The following is a 20,974-nucleotide window of genomic DNA, read 5'->3' on the forward strand; positions in this document are numbered from 1 at the left end:
GAAAACTCTCGAAGTCTTGGTTGACGGGATAGGTCCGGTGTATCCAACGTATAAGCGCGGGGCTCAGCGCTGCAGCGTCGAATCGAAGGACTCGCCCAGTTCGGCTGCACCTACGATCTGTGCCGTCTTGTCGTGCCCGACGTGCAGGATGTGCGTGTTCAGATCGCGAATCAGACGCGCCAGCGGGAACTCGTCGAACAGTGCCGTCGAACCGGCCAGCATGATCAGCGTGTGCGACATCTCCAGTGCCGCATGCGCGCAGATCGATTTCGCTTGCATGGAGATCAGTTCCGCGCGTTGCACATCGCCCGTGCGCCAGGCGTCGATGGCGTTCTCGAAGACGACTTGTGCCCCATGCAACTGGGTCTTCGCCTCGCCCATGCGCAACTGCACGAACGGGTCTTTGCCCCGGCCGCGCTCGACCAGACTCTGACGCACCCACTCGTAAGCGCCTTCGATCATGCCGAGGTAGTTCGCCGTGAATCCGAGGTGGAAGCGTCCCTGCCAGCGTCCGCGCGGGTAGACGCCTGGCTCGCCGAGCACGTGGAGTTCGTCGATGAAGACGTCGTTCAGGTAGATCTCCGGGCTCGGACACACGCGCATGCCGGTCGGGCGATACCAGTCGTGATTGACGCTGAGCCCCTCCATTCCCGGCTCGACGATGACCATCAGATGCGACTTGAAGTACTCGGTTTCCCCTTCGATGGTCGCGAATACGATGGCGACGCCGTTCTCATAGCCATTCGTCGCATAGTTCTTGTTGCCGTTGACGATGTAGCCGCCGTCGACCTTCTTTGCCGTGGTCTTAAGCACGTACATGTGCTTGCGCCCGGCCTCGCTGCCGACGAACGAAGACACGCTCATCCCCTGCGTCATAGGCTTCACGAAGCGCTCGCGCTGCGCATCTGTCCCCAGTTCGTCGAGTGCCCACGCCACGTGGTTCTGTACCTGCATGCAGTGCGCTGTGCCCGGCGACACACGAGCCACGCGCCGCATCGCTTGCAGGAATGTGGCCGGATCGGACGACATGACGTTGCTGCCAAGACCACCGTGCTCCTTACGCACGGTGGCGGTGAGCAGGCCGAGTTCGAACAGGTCCTGCAAGTTCTCGAACGGCATGCCAGCCGCGTCGTGATACGCGCGCTCACGTGCCGGAAAGCGGCTTTGCACGACCGATTCCAGTGCGGCGAGCACCTCGGGGTTGCCCTGCCGGGACAATGAAGGGGTTTCCGCAAAATTCATGTTGCCTCCTGAAAGGGGACCGCCTGAGCTTCCGGAGCGGAGGTCTTGGCGGTTTCTATCGCTTTCGGGCCGATGGCGCGCGCAGCGGTGTTCGCTGTCGCGACGGGAATCGTCTCCGCGAAATGACACGTCACCCAGTGGCGCGGCGCAATCTCCCGCGCGACCGGCTTCTCCTCACGACACCGCGCTGCCGCATGCGGGCAACGCGGATGAAACGGGCATCCCGACGGGGGATTCATCGGCGACGGAATTTCGCCGGCCACCGCCTGTTCGCCGCTGCCGCCGCGCGCGTCGACGGACGCAATCAGCGCCTGCGTATACGGATGACGCGCGCCTCGCATCAGCGTCGCGGTATCCGCGACCTCCATGAACTCTCCGAGGTACAGCACTCCGATGCGCTGGCTCATGTACGCCACGACCGCCAGGTCGTGAGAGATCAGCAGATAGGTCAGATCGAGCGTGCCCTGCAGGTCCTTGAGCAGGTTCAGGATCTGCGCCTGAATCGACACATCGAGTGCGGAAACCGGCTCGTCGAGGATCATGCAGCGCGGGCTGAGACTGAGCGCGCGTGCAATCGCTACGCGCTGACGTTGTCCGCCGGACAACTCATGCGGGAACTTGCGTCCTGCGCCGCTCGGCAGCCCGACGAGTCGCAGGAGTTCGTCGACGCGCTGGACGCGACCGGCATCGTCGAGCGTGCGATGGATGCGCAACGGCTCGTCGATAATCCGGCCGACGCGCATGCGCGGATTCAGCGCGCTGTACGGGTCTTGCAAGACGGGTTGCAACACACGATGAAAGTGTTCGCGTGCCTGTGCGCTTAGTTGCTGGATGTCTTGCCCGTCAACCTTGACTTCGCCGCTCGTTGCCGGTTCGGCCAGCATCAGCATCTTGGCGATGGTGCTCTTGCCTGAGCCTGACTCTCCCACCAGGCCGAAGGTCGCACCGGGTTCCACGTCAAAGGTGACGCCGGCCACGGCATGCAGCGGCCGGGCGCGACCCAGCAAGCCGCGGCGCACATCGTAGGTTTTTCGGAGATTGCGCACGGAAAGATACGGTTGAGACATCACGCCACCTCCCTGCGCACGCGCGCTGCACCATTCACTGCGGCGTCGGCATTGGCGTCGCCAGTCTCATGACCGCGCGGTGCAGACGGTTGCGTCCACATCTGCATGGTCTGCCAGCACGCGCTGCGGCGCGCCCCGCCCTGCCACTCGAACCAATCCGGATACTCGTCGCGGCATTGCTGCGTCGCGAGCGGACAGCGCGGCGCGAACCGGCAACCCTGAGGCCACTCGGTGAGGCCCGGCTGCTGCCCCGGAATCGCTTCGAGACGCTTCTCGTAGCGTCCCAGCGACGGCACGGCACGCAGCAATCCTGCTGTGTACGGATGCGCCGGGCGCGCGAACACATCGGCAATCGGCCCCGATTCGACAATGCGACCGCCGTACATGATCGCGACGTCGTCACAGAACTGCGATGCCAGGTGCAGGTCGTGTGTGACGAAGATCAACGCCATGTTGCGTTGCTGCTGAAGCTCACGCAGGAGCTTGAGAATCTGGAGCTGCACGGTGACATCGAGCGCGGTCGTCGGCTCGTCGCAAATGAGCAATTCCGGCGAGAGCGCAATGTTGATGGCGATCGATACGCGCTGACGCATGCCACCGCTGAACTGAAACGGGTAGCTGTCCAGACGCTCCAGCGCAGCCGGAATCTTCACGCGCTCGAGCACATCGACACACAGACGGCGCAGTTCGGCCTTGTCGCGAATGCCCCGATGCACGCGAAAGATCTCGGCGACCTGGTCGCCGATGGTCAGCAGCGGGTTGAGCGACGTCATGGCATCCTGCAAAATCATGCCGATCTCGCGGCCGCGAATCTTTGCCATTTCCGCATGCGAGAGCCGAGTGAGATCGCGCCCCTTGTAGCGCACTTCCCCCTGTACGACCCGACCGTTCGACGGTAGCAGGCCGAGCAGCGTATTGCACGTCATGCTCTTGCCCGAGCCGGACTCGCCGACCAGTGCCAGCGAGCGCCCTGCTTCGACGCGCAGGCTCACGTTGTCCACCGCCGTGACGACACCCTGCTTGCCGCGCAGCATCGTCGTAAGATTCTTCGCTTCGAGGAGTATCGTCATCACCACCCCCTCGACATCGTCGGACTTAGCCGGTCACGTAGCGCGTCGCCGAGCTGGTTCGCCAGCAGCACGGTCACCATCAATACGATCCCCGGAATACCGCAGATCCACCACGCGGTTTCCAGATAGCCCCGGCCATCGGCGATCATGGCGCCCCACGACGGCGTCGGCGGCTGAACGCCCAGGCCGAGAAACGAGAGCGTTGCCTCGAGAATGATGATGGTGCCGATGTCGAGCGTGGCAAGCACGATGAAGGTGTTGACCACGTTCGGGACGATATGGGCAAACATCACGCGAAAGCGCGACGCGCCCGCGAGTTTGGCGAGCAGCACGAAGTCGCGTGAGCGCAACGACAACGCCTCGGCGCGGGTGACACGGGCGAAGCGGGCCCAGTTGGCCAGACTCAGCACGATCACCAGATTGAAGACGCTGAACCCGATGGCGCCGACGAGCACCAGCGCGAGAATCACCGCCGGCAAGGCCAGTTGGATGTCGGCGATGCGCATGGCGACGGCGTCGACCCACCCGCCGAGATAGCCCGCAGCAATGCCGAACAGGCTGCCGAAGATGCCTGCGATGAGCACTGCACAAAACGCCACATACAACGAAATCTGCGAGCCCCAGATCACACGCGACAGCAGGTCGCGGCCCAACTGATCGGTGCCGAACCAGTGGGCCGCCGATGGTGGCTTGAGAATGTCGCTCAACGAGATTGCGTTCGGGTCGTAGGGCGCGAGCCATTGCGGGGCCAGCGCGACGACGATCAGCGCCACGGCAAGCGCCAGGCATACCCACAGCTGTACGTCGCGCCAGAGTTGGCGGCGCGCACGCATCTGCGGCACCGGCACACTGACCTCGGCCGGGCGTTGCTGCAAGTCCTGGGGAGTGATCTCATGCATAACGAATCCTCGGATCGACGTAGGCGTAGAGCACGTCCACCGCCAGGTTGAGCAAGGTGAAGATCAGCGCACCGACAGTGACAGCGGCCTGCACGACCGTGTAGTCGAGATTGGAGATCGAATCGAGTATCAGGCGGCCGATGCCCGGCCACGAGAAGATGAATTCGACCGACACAGCGCCGCCCATCAGAATGCCGAACTGCAACGCCGTGAACGTAATCATCGGCAGCAGCGCATTACGCAACGCGTGTCGAAAGACAATCGTGCGCTCGGGCACGCCCTTGATGCGCGCGAACTTGATGTACTCCGTGTCGAGCACTTCCGACATGCTCGAACGCGTCAGTCTCATGATCCCCGCCGCCGAATACCACCCCAGCGCTACAGCGGGCATGACGAGATGCGAGAACGTGCCGTAGCCGTTCGTAGGGAACCACGACAACTGAATGGAAAACAGGCGGATGAAGAGCAGACTGAACAGGAATGGCGGTGCGGCCTGCCCCAAGACGGCGAAGAGCTTGGCGCACTGATCGATCGCGCCGCCGCGACGCACTGCGGCGATGGCCCCGAGCGGTACTCCGACGAGAATGCCCAATCCGAGCGCCGACGTTGTGAGAAGCAACGTCGGGCCCAGCGCGCCGAGCACCACGTCGAGGGCGGGACGCGAGAATCGGTAGGAGATGCCGAGTTGCCCCTGAAGCAGATGCCAGAGGTAGCTCCCGTACTGCATGGCCACCGGACGATCCAGCCCCATTTCGTGACGAAGCAGCGCGCGGTCGGCTTCGGTGGCCTCGGGCGGGAGCATCAGGTGCGTCGGATCGCCGATCAGCCGCACGATCAGGAAGATGACCAGCGTGACGAGCAACACCGTGATCAGAGACTGCGCCACGCGTCGCGTGAGATAGCGAATCATGCGTGTGCTCCCCCATCGGCCGTCGCGCTGGTCGACTCGTCGTCGCCCTTCAGATTGCGCGTGGCACGATCGCGCAGCTCCAGCTTGCGGATCTTTTGACTGCCGGTCAGCGGCCAGACATCGATAAACTCCACGTAGCGCGGCACTTTGTAGCTCGCGATGTGCTCGCGACAATACTGTTGCAAGGCGAAGGGCGAGATATCCGCGCCCTCCTGCCGTTCGACGTACGCATATCCGACTTCGCCCAGACGCGCATCGGGCACACCCACCACGACGGCCTGGCGCACACCCGGATAGGTCTTAAGGAAGACTTCGATTTCCTGCGTCGCAACGTTGAAGCCGCCGGGCTTGATCATCTCCTTCACGCGGCCCCGATATGTCAGATAGCCATCGCTGTCGAGTTCGCCGAGGTCGCCGGTGAGCAGCCAGCCACCGGCGTCGATGGCTTTGCGATCTTCGTCCGGCATGCGGTAGTAGCCCTTCATGACCACGTAACCGGAAATGCAGATCTGGCCGATAGATCCGGCGGGCAGCTCCTTACCGGTCTCGATGTCGGTAATGCGTACTTTCACCCCACGCACGGGGCGGCCGTTCGTGCGCGAGCGCTTTTCGTACGGATCATCCCAGCGCGTGCGCACGACCGCGTTGGACGTCTCCGACATACCGTACGCGCTGACCAGTTCAGGCACGTCCAGCGTGCGGCTGACCCATTCGAACGACGCCGTGGGTAGCGGCGCGCCGGTGCCGGTGCGCAGGCTCGACAGGTCGTAATTCCCGATATCGGGGAACGCCTTGAGGTCCTGCACGATGGTGTCGACGAAGAAGCTGACGGTGATGTGCTCACGCTCGACAAGTTCACAGAAGCCCTTCGGCGAGAACTGGTCGGCAATGACCATGGCCGCGCCGGAGAGCGCCATGGCCAGCGTGTAGAACGTGCCCGTCGCGGTAAAAAGGGGCACACACGAGAGGTAGCGGTCTTGCGATGTCAGCCGCAGACACTGCGCCGCGTAGTGGTTATTGGCGAGCAATGCGCCGTGGCGGACCATCGCGCCCTTCGGGAACGATGTCGTCCCTGACGTGTAGAGAATCTGGGCGACGTCGTCGGCCTTCACCTTTGCGAAACGGCGCTCCAGTGTCCCGTCGTCCAACCGGCTCTTTCCGTGTGCTTCGACAGCGTGAAAGCTTTCCATGCCAGCGTGCAGCGTGCGTTCATCCGGCAGACCGATGACACGGCGCAGGGCCGGCATGCGCTCGCACTGCCACGCGCCGCGCCGCTGCGTGGTCCAGTCGGGTACGAGCTGCGCGAGAATGTCGAAGTAGCGCACGCCCCGCCCCGACGAACCGCCTCGCTCCTGAACGATAAGCGTGGTGGCTTCCGATTGGCTGAGTACATACGCCACGTCGCTGTCGCGAAACCGGGTGTTCACGGGCACAAGCACCGCGCCAATGAGGGGCACGGCCCAGCGGGCGATTAGCCACTCCGTGCTGTCGGACATCCACAGTGCTACGTTCTCGCCGGGCCCCACACCCAGCGACATCAGGCCACGGGCGAACGCATGAATGCGCTGCACGAGCTGGCTGAAGGTCAGGCGCGTGTCGCCATGGACCACCGCCTCGCGCTCGCCATGTGCCTGGGCGATCCATGTCAGCGCGCTCGCGAACGTCTCGTGCGTCCAGTCGATCGCGTCAACCCGCGCGGCCACCACCGCCGAGGCGGTGTGGGCCGGGGGCGGAACACTGTCGTCGTGTCGGTTCATGTTCGGATTCATCGGTTCGGGGCTGCTCTGGTGGCCTGAGTTCTCGACATCTCGAAGATCACTTCCAGCTCAGGCTGCGCAGGTTGTAATACCCGCTGCCATGCTGTGGTTCCCAGTTCAGCTTCACGTCCTGCGCGAACGTGTAATAGAGCTCGGTAATCAGCACGGCGTGGCCATCGTCATGCAACAAGCGACCAATCTTCTTGAAGATCTCGTCGCGTTGTTCGCGCGAGGTCGCGGCATCACCCTGTGCCACGAGCTTTTCGACTTCCGGGTTGAAGTAATCCGACCAGGTGCCGTCCTTCGTTGCCGCGCCGCTGATCGGATGGACCGGGTCGTAGATGGCGTTGGAGAACTGCATCATCGTCATCGGCCCGCCCTTGTGTGTGTTATTCAGGCGACTCCACGCGGCGTAATCGATGACCTTCACATTCGTCTTCACTCCGATGGCCGACCAGTACGCCGCGATCACCTCGCAGAGTTCCTTCGGGTTGTCTGTCGGGCACAGCAAGTCGGTCGTAAAGCCGTTCGGGTAGCCGCCTTGCGCCAGCAGTTTCTTCGCCTGCGCGGGATCGTACGGATACGGCTTGAGCGTGCGATCGACACCGTACGGATAGCTGGACGAAACATAGGAGGACATCTGTGCGCCCACGCCATGCAACGCCTGCCCGATGATCGCCTTGGTATCGAGCGCGTAGTTCAGCGCGAGGCGCACCTCTCGCTTCGAGAGCGGCGTGCCCGGCACGTTCGAGTACAGTCGCACGGCGAGCGGGCTGCCCACCGGCACCGACTTGACGGTGAGGCCAGCGTTAGCCTTCAGGCGCGCCACGTCGACGCTCGGGACATAGTCGATGACATCGACCTCACCGTTGAGCAGCGCATTGATGCGGCTACTCGCCTCGGGAATGACCTTGAAGACAAGCCGCTTGATGCCCGGCTTCGCGCCCCAGTAGCCATCGAAACGGTCGAGCGTCACGGACTGCCCGATCTTCTGTTCGACGAACTTGTACGGTCCGGACCCGATCGGCGCGCGGGCGAATGCCTCGGGCGACGCGAGTCCTTCGGTGTACGCCTTCGGCACCAGCAGCAGATAACCTGCGATCTTGTTGAGGAACGCCCCGTCCTGTCGTTTCAGATGAAACACGACGGTCGTGTCGTTCGGCGCATCCACGTGGTCGACGAGGTTCGCGAAGTATGGTCGCCGTGTGCTCTTCGTCTCGGGCGCGACGATGCGCTCAAGCGAATACTTCACGTCCCTGGCTGTGAGCTTCGCGCCGTTGTGGAACTTGACGTCGTTGCGCAGCGTGAACGTGTATTGAAGGCCGTCGGGCGCGATTTTCACGCCTGTGGCGACGCTGGGCTTCAGGTTGCCGTCGATGTCGAACGCGTACAGCGAGTCGAACAACTGCCAGCCGTAGCGCTGAGAATCGCCCGTGGCGGCGACCTGAGCATCGAGGTTATTGATATCTTTGCCGACGGCGAAGACCACTGTGTCGCGGTCGACGGCGGGCTTTCCGCCAATGGCGTATGCGGCCGTCGACGTCAGGAGCGCCGCGCACAGCGCGATACCCGAACCGATCCACGCTACCTGGCGTGACCATGCATGCAATGCCCGTGTGTGCATTGAATTCTCCGAAGAAGAGCGATGAACGAAGCGATACCCGGCTGACAAAGATCAACCGACGTTAGCGCAACGTCTCCGGCCCGCCCTTGACATAGATGATCTGCCCCGAAACGAACGACGCGTCTTCGCTGCAAAGGAAAGCGACGACATTGGCGATGTCACGGGGAACGCCGACGCGGCCGAGCGGAATGCTCTTGGCGCGCTGCCGTTTGTATTCCTCGGGATCGATGCCGCGACGCTCCGCCGTCTGGCGCGTCATTTCGGTGTCGACGAACCCCGGCGCTACCGCGTTGACGTTGATATTGAAGGGGCCCAGCTCGATGGCAGCGGTGCGCGTGAAGGCTTGCAACCCCGCCTTGGCCGACGAGTAATTCGCCTGCCCACGATTGCCGAGTGCCGATGTTGAGGAAAGATTGACGATCTTGCCGCTGCGTTGTTCGACCATGTGTCGTTGCGCGGCGCGCGTGCACAAAAAAGTGCCGCGCAAATGGACGTTCATGACGCGATCCCAGTCGTCCACCGACATCTTGAACAGCAGATTGTCTCGTGTGACGCCTGCGTTGTTCACGAGGACGTCGAGTCCGCCGAGTTGCGCGATCACTTGCGTGAAGAGCGTTTCGACTTGCGCCTCATCCGTGACGTCGCAACCAAAGCCTGCGGCGTCATGCCCGCCGTCGCGCTTCAGCGCTTCGGCCGCGGATTGCGCTGCATCTGCCGAGATATCGCAGATCGCTACGCGCGCACCCTCCTGCGCGAACCGTTCGGCTGTTGCGTAGCCGATGCCACGCGCGCCGCCCGTCACTAGAACCACCTTTCCCTGGAAGCGATTGCTCATGCGCTTGCGTCTCCTGGTTGTGGCGCTGCCTGATCTGTGTCGGCAGTCGTCGTAATGGAAACCAGTCTAGTCACGCATGACGCGATGGTCAATATTTGAAACAAATAACTTTGCTTAATTTTCATCAGGGATAACTCTCAGTTCAATCGATACACCATCGGTTATCTTTATAACGCAAGCGTGAGCCAGTCTTTATATGGATTTTTGCTTAGCAAATCACAGTGCTTCATTCACGTTTTTCTGCGAAAATTAACACGTCATTTATTCCACTATTTGAACATTTATACGGGATTTGAAGCATGGGCATCCGAAGTGCGGTTCATGTCAGTCGCTTGATGCACCCGGATGCCCGGGGCGCATCAAGCGCGCCGCACATCGGCGGAATTCGCTTCGTCACGCGTCGCGGCGGCGTCGCGAGCGCGGGCCGCATTCCGGCCGGCAATTCGCCCGCCGACAATGCATTCCGCCAGATTGCCGCCCGCCATATAGATGTGCCCGAACACACTGCCGAGCTCACCCGCCGCATAGAGGCCAGCAATCGGCTCGCCGAAGGGATCCAGCACCCGTTGGGCGGCGTCGTGTACGGGGCCACCCTGCGTGTTGATGACGACCGGCCACAGCGATGCGGCATAGAACGGCCCCTCGGTGAGTGGCGTCATCGTCTCGGGGCGGCGGCCGAATGCGTCGTCGCGCCCGGCCTCGCAACTGGCATTCCATTCACTCACTGTGCGCGTAAGTCCTGCTGCGTCGATGCCAAGCTTTTGCGCCAGCGCTTCGAGGGTGTCGGCCTTTTGCAGCAAACCGTTCTCTACCTCCTTCAGGTTGTCGCTACTCCACTCGTACCAGGCCTCGCGATCATTCGTGATCGAGCGCCCCATCGGATACATGCGACGTCCGGCCTCATCGAAGATCAAATACGACGGCAGGCGGTCGTGTCGGTAAGCCGACGGGTCGTAGTGATCGAACTGGCGTACGCCGGTGTCCGATATGTACGGCGGATACTCATTGACGTAGCGGCGTCCGCGCTGATCTACAACGATCCACGCCATCTTCGGCAGCGGCTTCGACTCGCGCTCGGGCGTCCACATCGGCAGGATCTTCGCGTAGATGCCAAACGGATACGATGGATCGGGGTGTCGGATGCCGTACGGCCCGTGGTGGTGCCACATATGCCAGAGCGCCGCGCCTGCGGCTTGCGCCATGCGGATGCCGTCGCCGGTGTTGCCGCGAAAGCTGCCCGGCAGAACGGGCGTCGAGACAAAGAACTGACGCTTCATTTCTTCGTCCGCTTCGAATCCCCCGCATGCGAGCACGACGGCACGCTGCGCGCGAACACGCAGCGATTCGCTGCCGCGTCGCAGTCGCACACCCAGTATTTCGCGCCGCTCTCCCTGCTCCAGTCGTTCGACGCTGGCCGAGAGCCAAACGTCGATGCGCCCCTGAGCGCGACGCGCCTCGACGTTATCGAGCAGCAACTTGAAGAGCAGGCAGCCCGGGCGGAATGGGCGCGCCGCAAGATAACCGGCCGGATCACCGAAACCGGGAATCGATTCGATGTCGGCGTAAGCCAGCGAATCGCAACCGGGGAATGGATAGTTGCCGAGTGCTGCGTCGACGCGCACGACGGCGTCGTTCGTGCGTGCCAGTTCGCGCAGATAGCCGGGCACTTCCGTCATGCCGACGGCGAGCACGCGCAACACATCGTCCGGCGTGCGGCCACCGCACGTGTGCTGCAAGTAGGCAAACGCTGCCTCGGCATCGTCGGAGACGCGCACGCCGCCAGCAGACAAGATCGAAATGCCGCCGGGGTCGGGCATCTTTTCAATCAGCAGCACTCGCGCACCCGCATCCGCGGCCTCGATGGCGGCAACCGCCCCGGCTGCGCCGTAGCCCGCGACGATGACGTCGTACGTCGCGTGCCACTGCGCGTGCGCACCCCGATGTTCCGAAGCTTCCAAGAATGCAACCATGTGTCGACGACTCCTCGTTGTTCACTGACCATCATCTGTTGAGCCATTCATCACCACCCGGAGGAAACCGAGATGTCCCACCAAGCCATTCGCTCTGAAATCACCGGCACCGTTTGTCAGGTGCTTGTCGCCGAGGGCGACACGGTGTCCGAAGATCAGGCGCTGCTCATGGTCGAATCGATGAAGATGGAGATTCCCGTCATTGCGCCGCGCGCCGGGCGCGTGACGAAAGTGCACTTCAATGTGGGCGATCCGATTGGCGAGGGCGACGCCGCCGTCAGTCTCGACGGCTGAAGGCTGCGCCCTCGCCTGCCCGTCAGATCGAGTCGCCGTGCGTCGCTTCGCGTGACGCACGGCAACGCATCTCAATGCCAGGCCACCTTGCGGAAGTTCAGGAAGCCCGAGCCTTGCTGCACTTCCCATGTCAGCGTTTTCTTCTTCGCAAAGACGTTGAACAGCTCTGTCACGAGCACGGCTGAGGCGTCGTCGTGCAGGATCTTGCCGATCTTGCGGAAGAGCGCGCCGCGCGCTTCGGCGCCGGTTGTCGTATCGAGTTGTTTGAGCAGTGCCTCGACTTCCGGGTTGTAGTAGTCGGACCAGGCGCCGTCCTTTGAGAACGATCCCGCGACCGGATGGATCGGGTCGTAGATCGCGTTGGTGAATTGGGTGGTCGTCATCGGCCCGGTTTTGTGCGTGTTGTTCAGTCGACTCCACGCCGCGTAGTCGATGCGATTGATGTCCACCTTGACGCCAACCTGCCCCCAATAGGCGGCCAGTGCTTCGGCAAACTCTTTGGGCGTCCCGACAGCGTCGTAGAGCTTGATCGAGAAGCCGTTCGGGTAGCCGGCCTGCTTGAGCAATGCGCGCGCTTTTGCCGGGTCATATGGGTACGGCGCGACGCTCGGGTCGCCGCCGTAGGGGAAGTATTTCGAGATGAAAGTGCCCATCGGCGCGCCAACGCCGTGGAAAACGCCCTTGATGATGGCGTTGGCGTCGACAGCGTAGTTCAGTGCGAGTCGAACGTCTCGCTTGGCTAGCGGCGAGTCCGGTACGTTCGAGTACAGGCGCACGTGCATAGGCGACGACACCGGATTTGTGATGACATCCAGGGCTGCGTCCTGGCGCAGTCGCGCAACTTCGGCAAGGGGGATCATGGCGGCGATATCCACTTCGCCGGAGACGATCGCATTCACGCGACTCGACGGCTCGGGGATGTACTTGAATACCAACGTTTTGATCGCTGGTTTGTCGCCGTAAAAGTCATCGAAGCGTTCGAGCTCAAGGTACTGCCCGACTTTGTTCGTCTTTACGCGATACGGCCCCGAGCCGATGGGCGCGGCCGCAAAAGCCTCGACACTCGGTAACGACGATGTGTACTTCTGCGGAACGATGAACAGGAAGCCTGCGATCTTGTTGAGGAAGACACCGTCCGGCTGCTTCAGGCGAATGCGGACCGTCAGCGGATCCGGCGTGTCGATGGCATCGATGACGGGGGCGAAATAAGGGCGTCGCGTACTTTTAGAGGCCGGATCGATCACGCGCTCAATGGAGTACTTCACGTCGCCCGATGTGAACGGGTCGCCGTTATGAAACTTGATATTCGGCCGTAGCTTGAACGTATACGTCAGGCCGTCGGAGGACATGGTGTAGCTGGTCGCCATGCGAGGCACGATGTTGCCCTTGGCATCGAAGCCGTAGAGCGTGTCGAAGATCGACATCGCATAACGCTGGGAATCGCCGCTCGCCGTAACCAGTGCATCGAGGCTCTGGATTTCCTTGTCGAGCGCCACGACGAGCGTGTTCCGATCTACAGCAGGCCCCGTCTTGTCGGCTGCCATCGCACCCGACGCACCCATTGCGCCCAGCACTCCCGCGGCCAGTGCTGCCACTGCCGCCCCTGCCCGCAACCCCGATGCCATGCGCGTCACGACGCGCCGTCCCGTCAATCGATTCATTTCGACCTCTCTTAATTTGTACACATATTGGAATTACAGAAGCATCGAAAACTCCACCCGGATTTGCACCAATTTATCTGGCGCCTTGTTGAAATATCCGCTATAAAAGCTAGGAAACATGATTAACGATGTCAATAAGCGATCATACCGACACGACATCGATGCTCACGTAGCGCACCATATAATCGCTATCTATTTCAATATATGGATATACGGAAAGACCCACCTGCTTTCCGTGCCCATCGCACCGCCAGGACGCTCATGGACAAACGCAAGATCGAAGAACTGCAAAACCGCCGCGACGCCATCCGGTCATCGACATCGGCGGCTGCAATCGACAAACTGCGAGAGCAAGGCAAGCTCACGGCGCGCGAGCGTATCGCGCTGCTGCTCGACGACGGCAGCTTTGTCGAGATGGGCGTGCACGCGCACAGTGCGCACCCGGCATTGCGCGAGCGAACGCCGGCCGACGGCATCGTGACCGGGCACGGCACCGTCGACGGGCGCATTGTCTATGTCGCAGCGGACGATGCGACCGTGCTGGGCGGCACGCGAGGACGTGTGGGGGAAATCAAGATCGCGCGCGTGCGCGATGCTGCGTTGCGTCACAGAAAACCTTTCATTGCACTGATGGAAGCCGGTGCGGCGCGTGTGCAAGAAAGCTTTGGCGCGATGGCTGCAAACATGGGCGCGCGGTTTGCGGATCACTTCCGGATGTCCGGACAGATTCCGCAGCTCGCCGCGATTCTTGGACCGGCATTTGGCGGTCCGTCCTTCACTGCCGCACAGTCCGATTTCACCGCGCTCGCGCGCGGCACGGGCGTGATGGGGATGTCGGGACCGCTCGTCGTGAAGGTTGGCACCGGCGAGATGGTCACCCCCGACGCCATTGGTGGCGCGGATGTCAGCGAGACCGTCACCGGTCAGGTCGACTACGTCGGTGACACGGAAGCCGACACGCTGCGCAGTCTGCGAACGTTCCTGTCGTTTCTCCCGAGCCACAGCGGCGAGCTGCCGCCGGTCGTCGAGGCGAAGCCTGCGGCGCTCGATACGGAGGAAGGACGCGAAAAGCTGCGCACGCTCATTCCGGATGTCGGGCGTCAGGCGTACGACATGAAGCGAGTGCTGAGTCTGATCGTCGACGCAGGGGACCTCTTCCATTATCGGCCGCGCTATGGTCCCAATCTGATTACGGCGTTCGGCCGGATCGATGGGCAGCCGGTCGGCTTCGTCGCGTCGAATCCGATGGCGCGCGGCGGTGTGATGGACGAGAAAACCGCACAGAAGGCGCGCAAGTTCGTCGATGTTTGCGACGCGTTTCACGTCCCGCTGGTCTTCATTTGCGACGCACCGGGATTTCTCGTCGGCCCCGACATCGAGAAACATCGCATGGTGTCGCTCGCTGCCCGGCTGCTCAACACCGTGTGCGCGGCGTCGGTCCCCAAGATTACGTTCGTCGCCCGCAAAGCCATTGGTCTGGCGTATCTGGCGATGTGCGGCCGCGCCATGCGGCCCGACTATCTTGCGGCCTGGCCGGGGGCGCATTTCGACGTGATGGGGCCTGAAGCTGGCGTTGAACTGGTGTTCGGTCGGGAGATTGCCGCCGCACCGGATCCGGCCGCACGCAAGGCGGAGATTATGGCGCGTCTTGACGAGCAATCGAGCGCCTACGAAGCTGCGGCACAGGGCTGGATCGACGACGTGATCGACCCTGCCGAAACGCGCGACGCGATCCGTCAGGCGCTTGCGGCAGCAGCAGACTCACGTCAGCCCGGATTCAAGCACCGTATCGATCCCTGAGACAACGCACTGCGTCTCTACATATCTACCTATTTGCGAAGCGCGGCATTGCGACCATGACTATCGACTTCAGTGTGAGCGACGGCGTCGCGACGGTACGGTTAAACCGCCCCGAAGCGCTCAATGCGATCGACTATCCGATGCGTACGCGACTGCAGGCGCTTTGGCGGCACATCGGCGGCACGCCGGAGATTCGCGTGGTCGTCATCACGGGGGCCGGGGATCGTGCATTCAGCAGCGGCGCAGATCTTCGGCTCACACCGCCACCGACGAGCTCATTCGCAGCACAGACGTTTCGCGGCGAAGGTGCCGAGCCCGAAGCAGGATCGCTCACGCTGGGCATGGACTTCGACACCCCTGTGATTTGCGCATTCAACGGGCTGGCGTACGGTGGCGGACTTGAAATCGGACTGGCATGCGACATCCGCATCGCCGCCGACACGGCTCGCTTTGCACTGCCGGAAGTGACCGTCGGCTCCATGCCTGGCTCGGGTGGAACGCAGCGGTTGCCGCGTCTGATTGGTAACGCGAATGCCATGTGGATGCTGCTGACTGGCGATGCCATCGACGCGCAGACGGCGCTACGCATCGGCCTGGTGAGTCACGTGGTCGCGCAGAACGAACTGATGGAGGTGGCGACGTCGATCGCACGCCGCATTGCCAACGCGGCGCCACTTGCGGTGCGGGCGATCAAACAGGCGGCACGCAATGGTCTGGATATGCCACTGTCGCCTGCGCTGACCTACGAGCGTCATCTGTGGGGGCTGTTGCGCGACACCGAAGATCGCAAGGAGGGACGTGAGGCTTTCGCTGCGAAGCGCGCAGCGGTGTTTCGAGGCCGCTGACGCAATCCCGGTTTGCGAGACAATACCGGTTTCCTTCGTCCTCCGAACACTGCGGCGCCACACCATCGACGATGCCATGCCACTTCCCTTGTTTGTCAGCTCCACTTTGTCTGCCCGCAGCAGACGCCGAAACGGATAGATTTTCATGAGCCTGCCTCCACGACACGCCAGCGATATTGACGACACCTCGTCCGAGGATATCGCCGATGGCATCGCCGACGCCGCAGACTTCATGCCCGACCTCACGACGAACGGCAACCATGCAAACGCCGCTGCCGGACGCCGGGCCAGCGAAGGCACGCAGAGCATCCAGCGCGCAATCGCCGTGCTGCGCCTTGTTGCCATGTGCGGCCCCCAAGGCTTGCGTCTTCATGAGATCGCCGAGGGCCTGGCGTTGGAGCGCATCACTGCGCATCGCATCGTCAAAGGGCTGGCGTTCAGCAACATGCTGCAACTCGACCCGCAGGCGCGCCGTTACACGCTCGGTCATACCGCGTATCTGCTCGGCCTCAATGCGTCGCCGGCATTCGATCTTCGTGAACGCTGCCAGCCAACGCTGCGACGGCTGGCCGACCTGACGGGCGACTCTGTCTTTCTGATGGTGCGAAGCGGGCATGACGCCGTGTGCTTCGATCATTTGCAGGGCAGCTACCCGATTCGCACCCATAGCCTGAAGATCGGTGCGCGCCGGGCACTCGGCGCGGGTGCCGGCGCGATGGCGTTGCTCGCTGCGTTGCCTGACAACGCCGTAGAAGCCGCAATCGCAGCGAACGCCGTGCATTTGCCCCGCTATCGCGACATCTCGCCAGCGCGCCTGCGCGAGCTGGTCGCACGAACGCGCGCTGATGGCTACGCGACGAACGTGCAAACGGTGATCGCCGACGTAAGCGCCATCGGCATGACGTTGCCGCGCAAGGAAGGTCCTGCGTTCGTCTCAATCAGCGTTGCATCCATTGCGTCGCGAATGACTGGTGAGCACCTTGAGGAGGCGCTGCACGCGCTGCGTCTCGAATCCGATGCGCTCGGTCGTCACCTGGACGACGCACGGATCGCCTGGGGAGGATTGGCCGACAGCCTTTGCGCCTGACGCCTGCCTGTGCCGCGACTTAACCGTAGCGCCTTTGCGCACCCGTTGCGGTGGAGAATGAAAACGACGAAGGAGAAGACATGTTTGCGAAGGTTCTCGTAGCGAATCGCGGCGCGGTCGCAGCACGCATCATCCGTGCGTTGCGCCAGATGAACATTCGTTCCGTGGCGGTCTGTTCCGAAGCGGATGCCACACTCCCCTATCTGGCGCAGGCCGACGAGGTGTACGCCATCGGTCCCGCACCCGCGATGTCGAGCTACCTCGATCAGGATCGCCTGATCGACGTGCTGGCACGCTCGAAGGCGGATGCCGTGCACCCGGGGTACGGCTTCCTTTCGGAAAACGCGACCTTCGCGCGCCGCGTGATGGAAACCGGGGCAACGTTCATCGGACCGTCGCCGCGCTGGATCGAAGCGATGGGGCACAAGACCCGCGCACGAGAGCTGATGGCTCGCTACGGCATGCCAATGTCACCCAGCTCGGGACTGCTCGACGACCATGCCGATTCGATCAGTGCCGCCGCACGCGCCATCGGATACCCGGTGCTGATCAAGCCAGCGGCCGGCGGCGGTGGCATCGGCATGGTGCCTGCGCGCGACGAAGTTTCGCTGCTTGCGGCGATCGCTCAGGCCCGCTCCGTCTCGCAAAAGAGCTTTGGTAACGGCGAGCTTTATCTGGAAAAGCTCATCGAGCGCCCGCGCCACATCGAGTTTCAGATACTGGCGGACAAGGCAGGTAACGCATGTCACCTGTTCGAGCGCGATTGTTCGGTGCAGCGCCGACATCAGAAGGTCATTGAGGAGTCGCCTGCCCCGCTATTGCCGCGTCGCGACATGGAGACCACTGCGGAGAAGATTGCCGGATTGCTTCAGGAGATCGGTTACGACGTCATCGGCACTGCCGAAACGCTGTTCGGCGCCGATGGCACCTGCAACTTCCTGGAGATGAATACGCGTTTGCAGGTCGAACACGCGGTGACGGAGGCGATCACGGGTATCGATCTGGTGACGTCGCAGATCCGGCTGGCGGCGGGGGAAGCGCTGGCGACGGTCATACCCGATTCGCCACGCGTGACCGGCCACGCTATCGAGGTGCGTGTGTACGCCGAGGATCCGGTGCGCTTCTTCCCGTCGCCCGGAAAGCTGGACACTTTCGAACTCCCTAAGGGGGATGGCATCCGCGTGGAGACTGGATATGGGCAGGGCAATACGGTCACGCCGTATTACGATCCGCTGCTGGCGAAGGTCATCGTGCACGCGACAGACCGCGCCGCGGCGATTCGCCGGATGCGCGAAGCCCTAAGTGCGACGCAGATCCGCGGGGTAAAAACGAATATCCCGTTCGCGCTCCAGGTGCTCGACGACGAGCTCTTTCAGCTCGGACACATCCACACCGGACTCGGGACCGATATTCTCGCTGCCGCACGTCATTGAGCTGGCCTCGCCGTCATGCATATTCTGGGCTGGACAGCGACTCGCCCTCGTTCCTCTGACTTCCGCAGCGCATTGACATATCGGAAAATCTCGATACAATCCCGCTCATGGATTTGCTCGAAATCTTCAAAGCGCTCTCGAACCGCACCCGCCTTGAGATCCTGAAGGGTCTGAAGGATCCCGTGAAGAACTTTCCGCCTCAGGACGAAGGCGACGTTCATACGGTGGGTGTTTGCGTCAGCAGCATTCAGGAAGGGGTCGGACTGTCGCAGTCGACCGTGTCCGACTACCTGGCAACGCTGCAACGCGCTGGCCTCGTCGAAGTGCGACGCATCGGTCAGTGGACCTACTACAAGCGCAATGAAGCCACCATCAGTGCCCTTGCCCGCATGATCGGGAAGGAGCTGTAATCGACGTTCAATTTTTTTATCCCTAAATATCGATAAATCCCGATATCCCTTTTTATCGAATCAGGAGCTCTCAATGAAAGCAGTCGTGCTGAAGTCGTTTGGCGGTCCGGAATCGTTCGCGCTTGAGGAAGTGCCGACGCCCGTACCTCGGGCCGGACAGGTGCTGGTTCGGGTCCATGCCACGTCCATCAATCCACTGGATTATCAGGTGCGACGTGGCGACTATCCGGACCTCGTCCCGTTGCCGTCGATTACAGGACATGACGTTTCCGGCGTTGTGGAAGCTTTCGGGCCGGGCGTCACGGGCTTTTCCGTGGGCGATGAGGTCTGGTACACCCCGCAGATCTTCGACGGTCCCGGCAGCTATGCCGAGTATCACGTCGCCAACGAGCACATCGTCGGCAAGAAGCCCCCTTCCCTGACTCATCTCGAAGCGGCCAGTCTGCCTCTGGTGGGTGGCACGGCGTGGGAAGCGCTGGTCGAACGCGCGGCGCTGCGCGTCGGCGAGAGCGTTCTCGTTCACGGCGGTGCCGGTGGTGTCGGACACGTGGCGATTCAGCTCGCCAAAGCCATGGGCGCTCGCGTGTTGACGACCGCGCGTGAAGCAAACGTCCCTTTCGTCCGGGAAATGGGGGCCGACGTTGTGATCGACTACGAGAAGGAGGACTACGTCGACGTCATCCTGCGAGAGACGAGCGGCCGCGGCGTCGACGTCGTTTTCGACACCATCGGCGGCGACACCTTGTCGCGCAGCCCGGATGTGCTCGCACAACTTGGCTGCGTCGTCACGATCGTGGATATTGCGCAGCCGCAGAACCTCGTACAGGCCTGGGGCAAGAACGCCAGCTATCACTTCGTCTTCACACGGCAAAACCGGGGCAAGCTCGACGAACTGAGCGCGTTGGTCGAGCGCGGCCAGCTGCGGCCACATGTCGGCGCCATTTACTCGTTGGCCGACATTCCGGCGGCTCACGCCCTGCTGGAGCGGCGCAACAACGGTCTGCGGGGAAAGATTGCGATTGCGGTCGTTCCCTCGTCCGAAGCGTAATTCGTCGGCGTGCGCCGTCTGGCTTCGTGATGGGCTTTTCCGCCATCTCGACGGAAAACATCGAAAAAGGCGTGCTGACGTTGGCACGCCTGCTCGACGCCGCCGACTAGCAGCTACAGGTCAAGTACCAGCTTTCCCGATTTGCAGCCGGAAACGCAGATCGTCATTACCTCGCCGCTCGCCTGCTCGTCACGCGTCAGCACAGAGTCCCGGTGATCGGGCTCGCCTTCGAGCACACGCGTCTTGCATTCGCCGCACATGCCTTGCATGCACCCGTATGAGACCTCGACGCCCGCATCGAGCAGTGTCTGTAACAACGATTCCGACGACTTCACTTCCAGCGTGCGGCCCGAGCGTCGCAGCTCGACTTCGTAGTCCGTTGGCCGCTCGGCCGGTGCCTCACGCGGGGCAACTCGCTCGACGGATGCGCGCTCGCCACTCGGTTCGGCATCCGCCTGATCACCCGTAACGGGTTTGCGCACGCGCGGCGGATGGTAGACGACGAGCATTTCGAGTGCGTCGTCGCCGAGATTGCGGAACGAATGCGGCATCCCCGCTGAAATCGGGCTGACGGAACCGGCGCGGACTTCCGTCACCTCTTCCCCGACGCTCACCTCACCGTGACCTGAGAGCACGTAGAACAAATGCGCGTGCGGTTCGACGTGCGTGGGCGACGACCCGCCCGCGCCGACGGACGTCAACTCGATGCTGTACGCATTGCCGGTATAGGCGGCATCGGTCACCGTCTTGTAGCCAGACCGATTGATGAACAGGCCAGTCAGGGGAATCCAGGGAGCGTCGTCGACGTGCCAGGTGACGGGTTTGCCTTCGTCGGTCGTGGTGGCCTCGTTGGCCGACCCGGAAAGTTCGCTTGCAACGGCGTTCATGGTTGTCTCCATTCTGTTCTCGCCGGAACGCTTCGTATGCGCAGAGGCACAGCGGTCGAAGTGCGCGGCTATACTCGATCCATCGATTTGTCGATCCCGGCACTGATACTAGGAAATCGCCACAAGGCGAACAAG

Annotated in this window: 18 protein-coding genes; 7 read left to right on the top strand and 11 right to left on the bottom strand. The window is 62.3% G+C overall.

The genetic code is table 11. The features are described from left to right. Window positions 1-63 precede the first annotated feature (63 nt). The 9 genes from PCO31010_RS01290 to PCO31010_RS01330 form a co-directional block, all read right to left on the bottom strand. Window positions 64-1,242 (bottom strand): acyl-CoA dehydrogenase family protein, encoded by a 1,179-nt coding sequence (locus tag PCO31010_RS01290; RefSeq protein WP_150662646.1) that lies wholly within the window; start codon window positions 1,240-1,242, stop codon window positions 64-66. Next, window positions 1,239-2,309, bottom strand: a complete 1,071-nt coding sequence (locus PCO31010_RS01295) for an ABC transporter ATP-binding protein (protein WP_150662647.1) — start codon at window positions 2,307-2,309, stop codon at window positions 1,239-1,241. The genes PCO31010_RS01290 and PCO31010_RS01295 overlap by 4 nt, the downstream gene beginning before the upstream one ends. Next, window positions 2,309-3,379 carry an ABC transporter ATP-binding protein gene (locus PCO31010_RS01300; protein ID WP_150662648.1) on the bottom strand — a complete coding sequence of 357 codons (1,071 nt, stop codon included), beginning with the start codon at window positions 3,377-3,379 and terminating at the stop codon, window positions 2,309-2,311. The genes PCO31010_RS01295 and PCO31010_RS01300 overlap by 1 nt, the downstream gene beginning before the upstream one ends. Continuing rightward, a complete protein-coding gene (locus tag PCO31010_RS01305) occupies window positions 3,379-4,278 on the bottom strand; it encodes an ABC transporter permease (RefSeq protein WP_150662649.1) in 900 nt (299 codons plus the stop codon). The genes PCO31010_RS01300 and PCO31010_RS01305 overlap by 1 nt, the downstream gene beginning before the upstream one ends. Then, window positions 4,271-5,188 (bottom strand): ABC transporter permease, encoded by a 918-nt coding sequence (locus PCO31010_RS01310; protein ID WP_150662650.1) that lies wholly within the window; start codon window positions 5,186-5,188, stop codon window positions 4,271-4,273. The genes PCO31010_RS01305 and PCO31010_RS01310 overlap by 8 nt, the downstream gene beginning before the upstream one ends. Further along, window positions 5,185-6,945, bottom strand: a complete 1,761-nt coding sequence (locus PCO31010_RS01315) for an AMP-binding protein (protein ID WP_174984195.1) — start codon at window positions 6,943-6,945, stop codon at window positions 5,185-5,187. Before PCO31010_RS01315 ends, PCO31010_RS01310 begins: the two co-directional genes overlap by 4 nt. A gap of 58 nt (window positions 6,946-7,003) precedes the next feature. Next, window positions 7,004-8,569 (bottom strand): ABC transporter substrate-binding protein, encoded by a 1,566-nt coding sequence (locus PCO31010_RS01320; RefSeq protein WP_150662652.1) that lies wholly within the window; start codon window positions 8,567-8,569, stop codon window positions 7,004-7,006. Between the two features lie 61 nt (window positions 8,570-8,630). Further along, window positions 8,631-9,404 carry an SDR family NAD(P)-dependent oxidoreductase gene (locus PCO31010_RS01325; RefSeq protein ID WP_150662653.1) on the bottom strand — a complete coding sequence of 258 codons (774 nt, stop codon included), beginning with the start codon at window positions 9,402-9,404 and terminating at the stop codon, window positions 8,631-8,633. Window positions 9,405-9,763: 359 nt separating this feature from the next. After that, entirely contained in the window at window positions 9,764-11,374 is a 1,611-nt protein-coding gene (locus PCO31010_RS01330; RefSeq protein WP_150662654.1) for an FAD-dependent oxidoreductase, read from the bottom strand. Window positions 11,375-11,446: 72 nt separating this feature from the next. On the opposite strand from PCO31010_RS01330, the gene PCO31010_RS01335 reads away from it, so the two are divergent. Beyond that, window positions 11,447-11,668, top strand: a complete 222-nt coding sequence (locus PCO31010_RS01335) for an acyl-CoA carboxylase biotin carboxyl carrier protein subunit (RefSeq protein WP_150574115.1) — start codon at window positions 11,447-11,449, stop codon at window positions 11,666-11,668. A gap of 71 nt (window positions 11,669-11,739) precedes the next feature. On the opposite strand, the gene PCO31010_RS01340 is transcribed toward PCO31010_RS01335, so the two are convergent. Then, the gene (locus PCO31010_RS01340) at window positions 11,740-13,329 is read right to left on the bottom strand and encodes an ABC transporter substrate-binding protein (RefSeq protein WP_246184382.1); all 1,590 of its coding nucleotides are present in this window, start codon (window positions 13,327-13,329) and stop codon (window positions 11,740-11,742) included. A gap of 261 nt (window positions 13,330-13,590) precedes the next feature. Here PCO31010_RS01340 and PCO31010_RS01345 point away from each other — a divergent pair, with 261 nt between their 5' ends. The 6 genes from PCO31010_RS01345 (at window position 13,591) to PCO31010_RS01370 (ending at window position 19,952) form a co-directional block, all read left to right on the top strand. After that, window positions 13,591-15,129, top strand: coding sequence for an acyl-CoA carboxylase subunit beta (locus PCO31010_RS01345; protein WP_174984198.1), 1,539 nt, complete (start codon window positions 13,591-13,593; stop codon window positions 15,127-15,129). Window positions 15,130-15,185: 56 nt separating this feature from the next. Then, window positions 15,186-15,974 (top strand): enoyl-CoA hydratase/isomerase family protein, encoded by a 789-nt coding sequence (locus PCO31010_RS01350; protein WP_150662656.1) that lies wholly within the window; start codon window positions 15,186-15,188, stop codon window positions 15,972-15,974. A gap of 145 nt (window positions 15,975-16,119) precedes the next feature. Then, window positions 16,120-17,061 carry an IclR family transcriptional regulator gene (locus PCO31010_RS01355; protein ID WP_150662657.1) on the top strand — a complete coding sequence of 314 codons (942 nt, stop codon included), beginning with the start codon at window positions 16,120-16,122 and terminating at the stop codon, window positions 17,059-17,061. A gap of 80 nt (window positions 17,062-17,141) precedes the next feature. Next, a complete protein-coding gene (locus PCO31010_RS01360; RefSeq protein WP_150662658.1) occupies window positions 17,142-18,494 on the top strand; it encodes an acetyl-CoA carboxylase biotin carboxylase subunit in 1,353 nt (450 codons plus the stop codon). 107 nt (window positions 18,495-18,601) lie between these two features. Further along, a complete protein-coding gene (locus PCO31010_RS01365; protein WP_150662659.1) occupies window positions 18,602-18,904 on the top strand; it encodes an ArsR/SmtB family transcription factor in 303 nt (100 codons plus the stop codon). A gap of 73 nt (window positions 18,905-18,977) precedes the next feature. Next, window positions 18,978-19,952: a zinc-dependent alcohol dehydrogenase family protein gene (locus PCO31010_RS01370; protein WP_150662660.1), complete on the top strand. Its 975-nt coding sequence runs from the start codon at window positions 18,978-18,980 to the stop codon at window positions 19,950-19,952. A gap of 113 nt (window positions 19,953-20,065) precedes the next feature. Here PCO31010_RS01370 and PCO31010_RS26825 read toward each other — a convergent pair whose 3' ends face one another. Then, on the bottom strand, window positions 20,066-20,839 hold the full coding sequence (locus PCO31010_RS26825; RefSeq protein ID WP_246184383.1) for a cupin domain-containing protein: 774 nt from the start codon (window positions 20,837-20,839) through the stop codon (window positions 20,066-20,068). Window positions 20,840-20,974: the final 135 nt, after the last annotated feature.

Source organism: Pandoraea commovens (assembly GCF_902459615.1).
GTDB lineage: Bacteria > Pseudomonadota > Gammaproteobacteria > Burkholderiales > Burkholderiaceae > Pandoraea > Pandoraea commovens.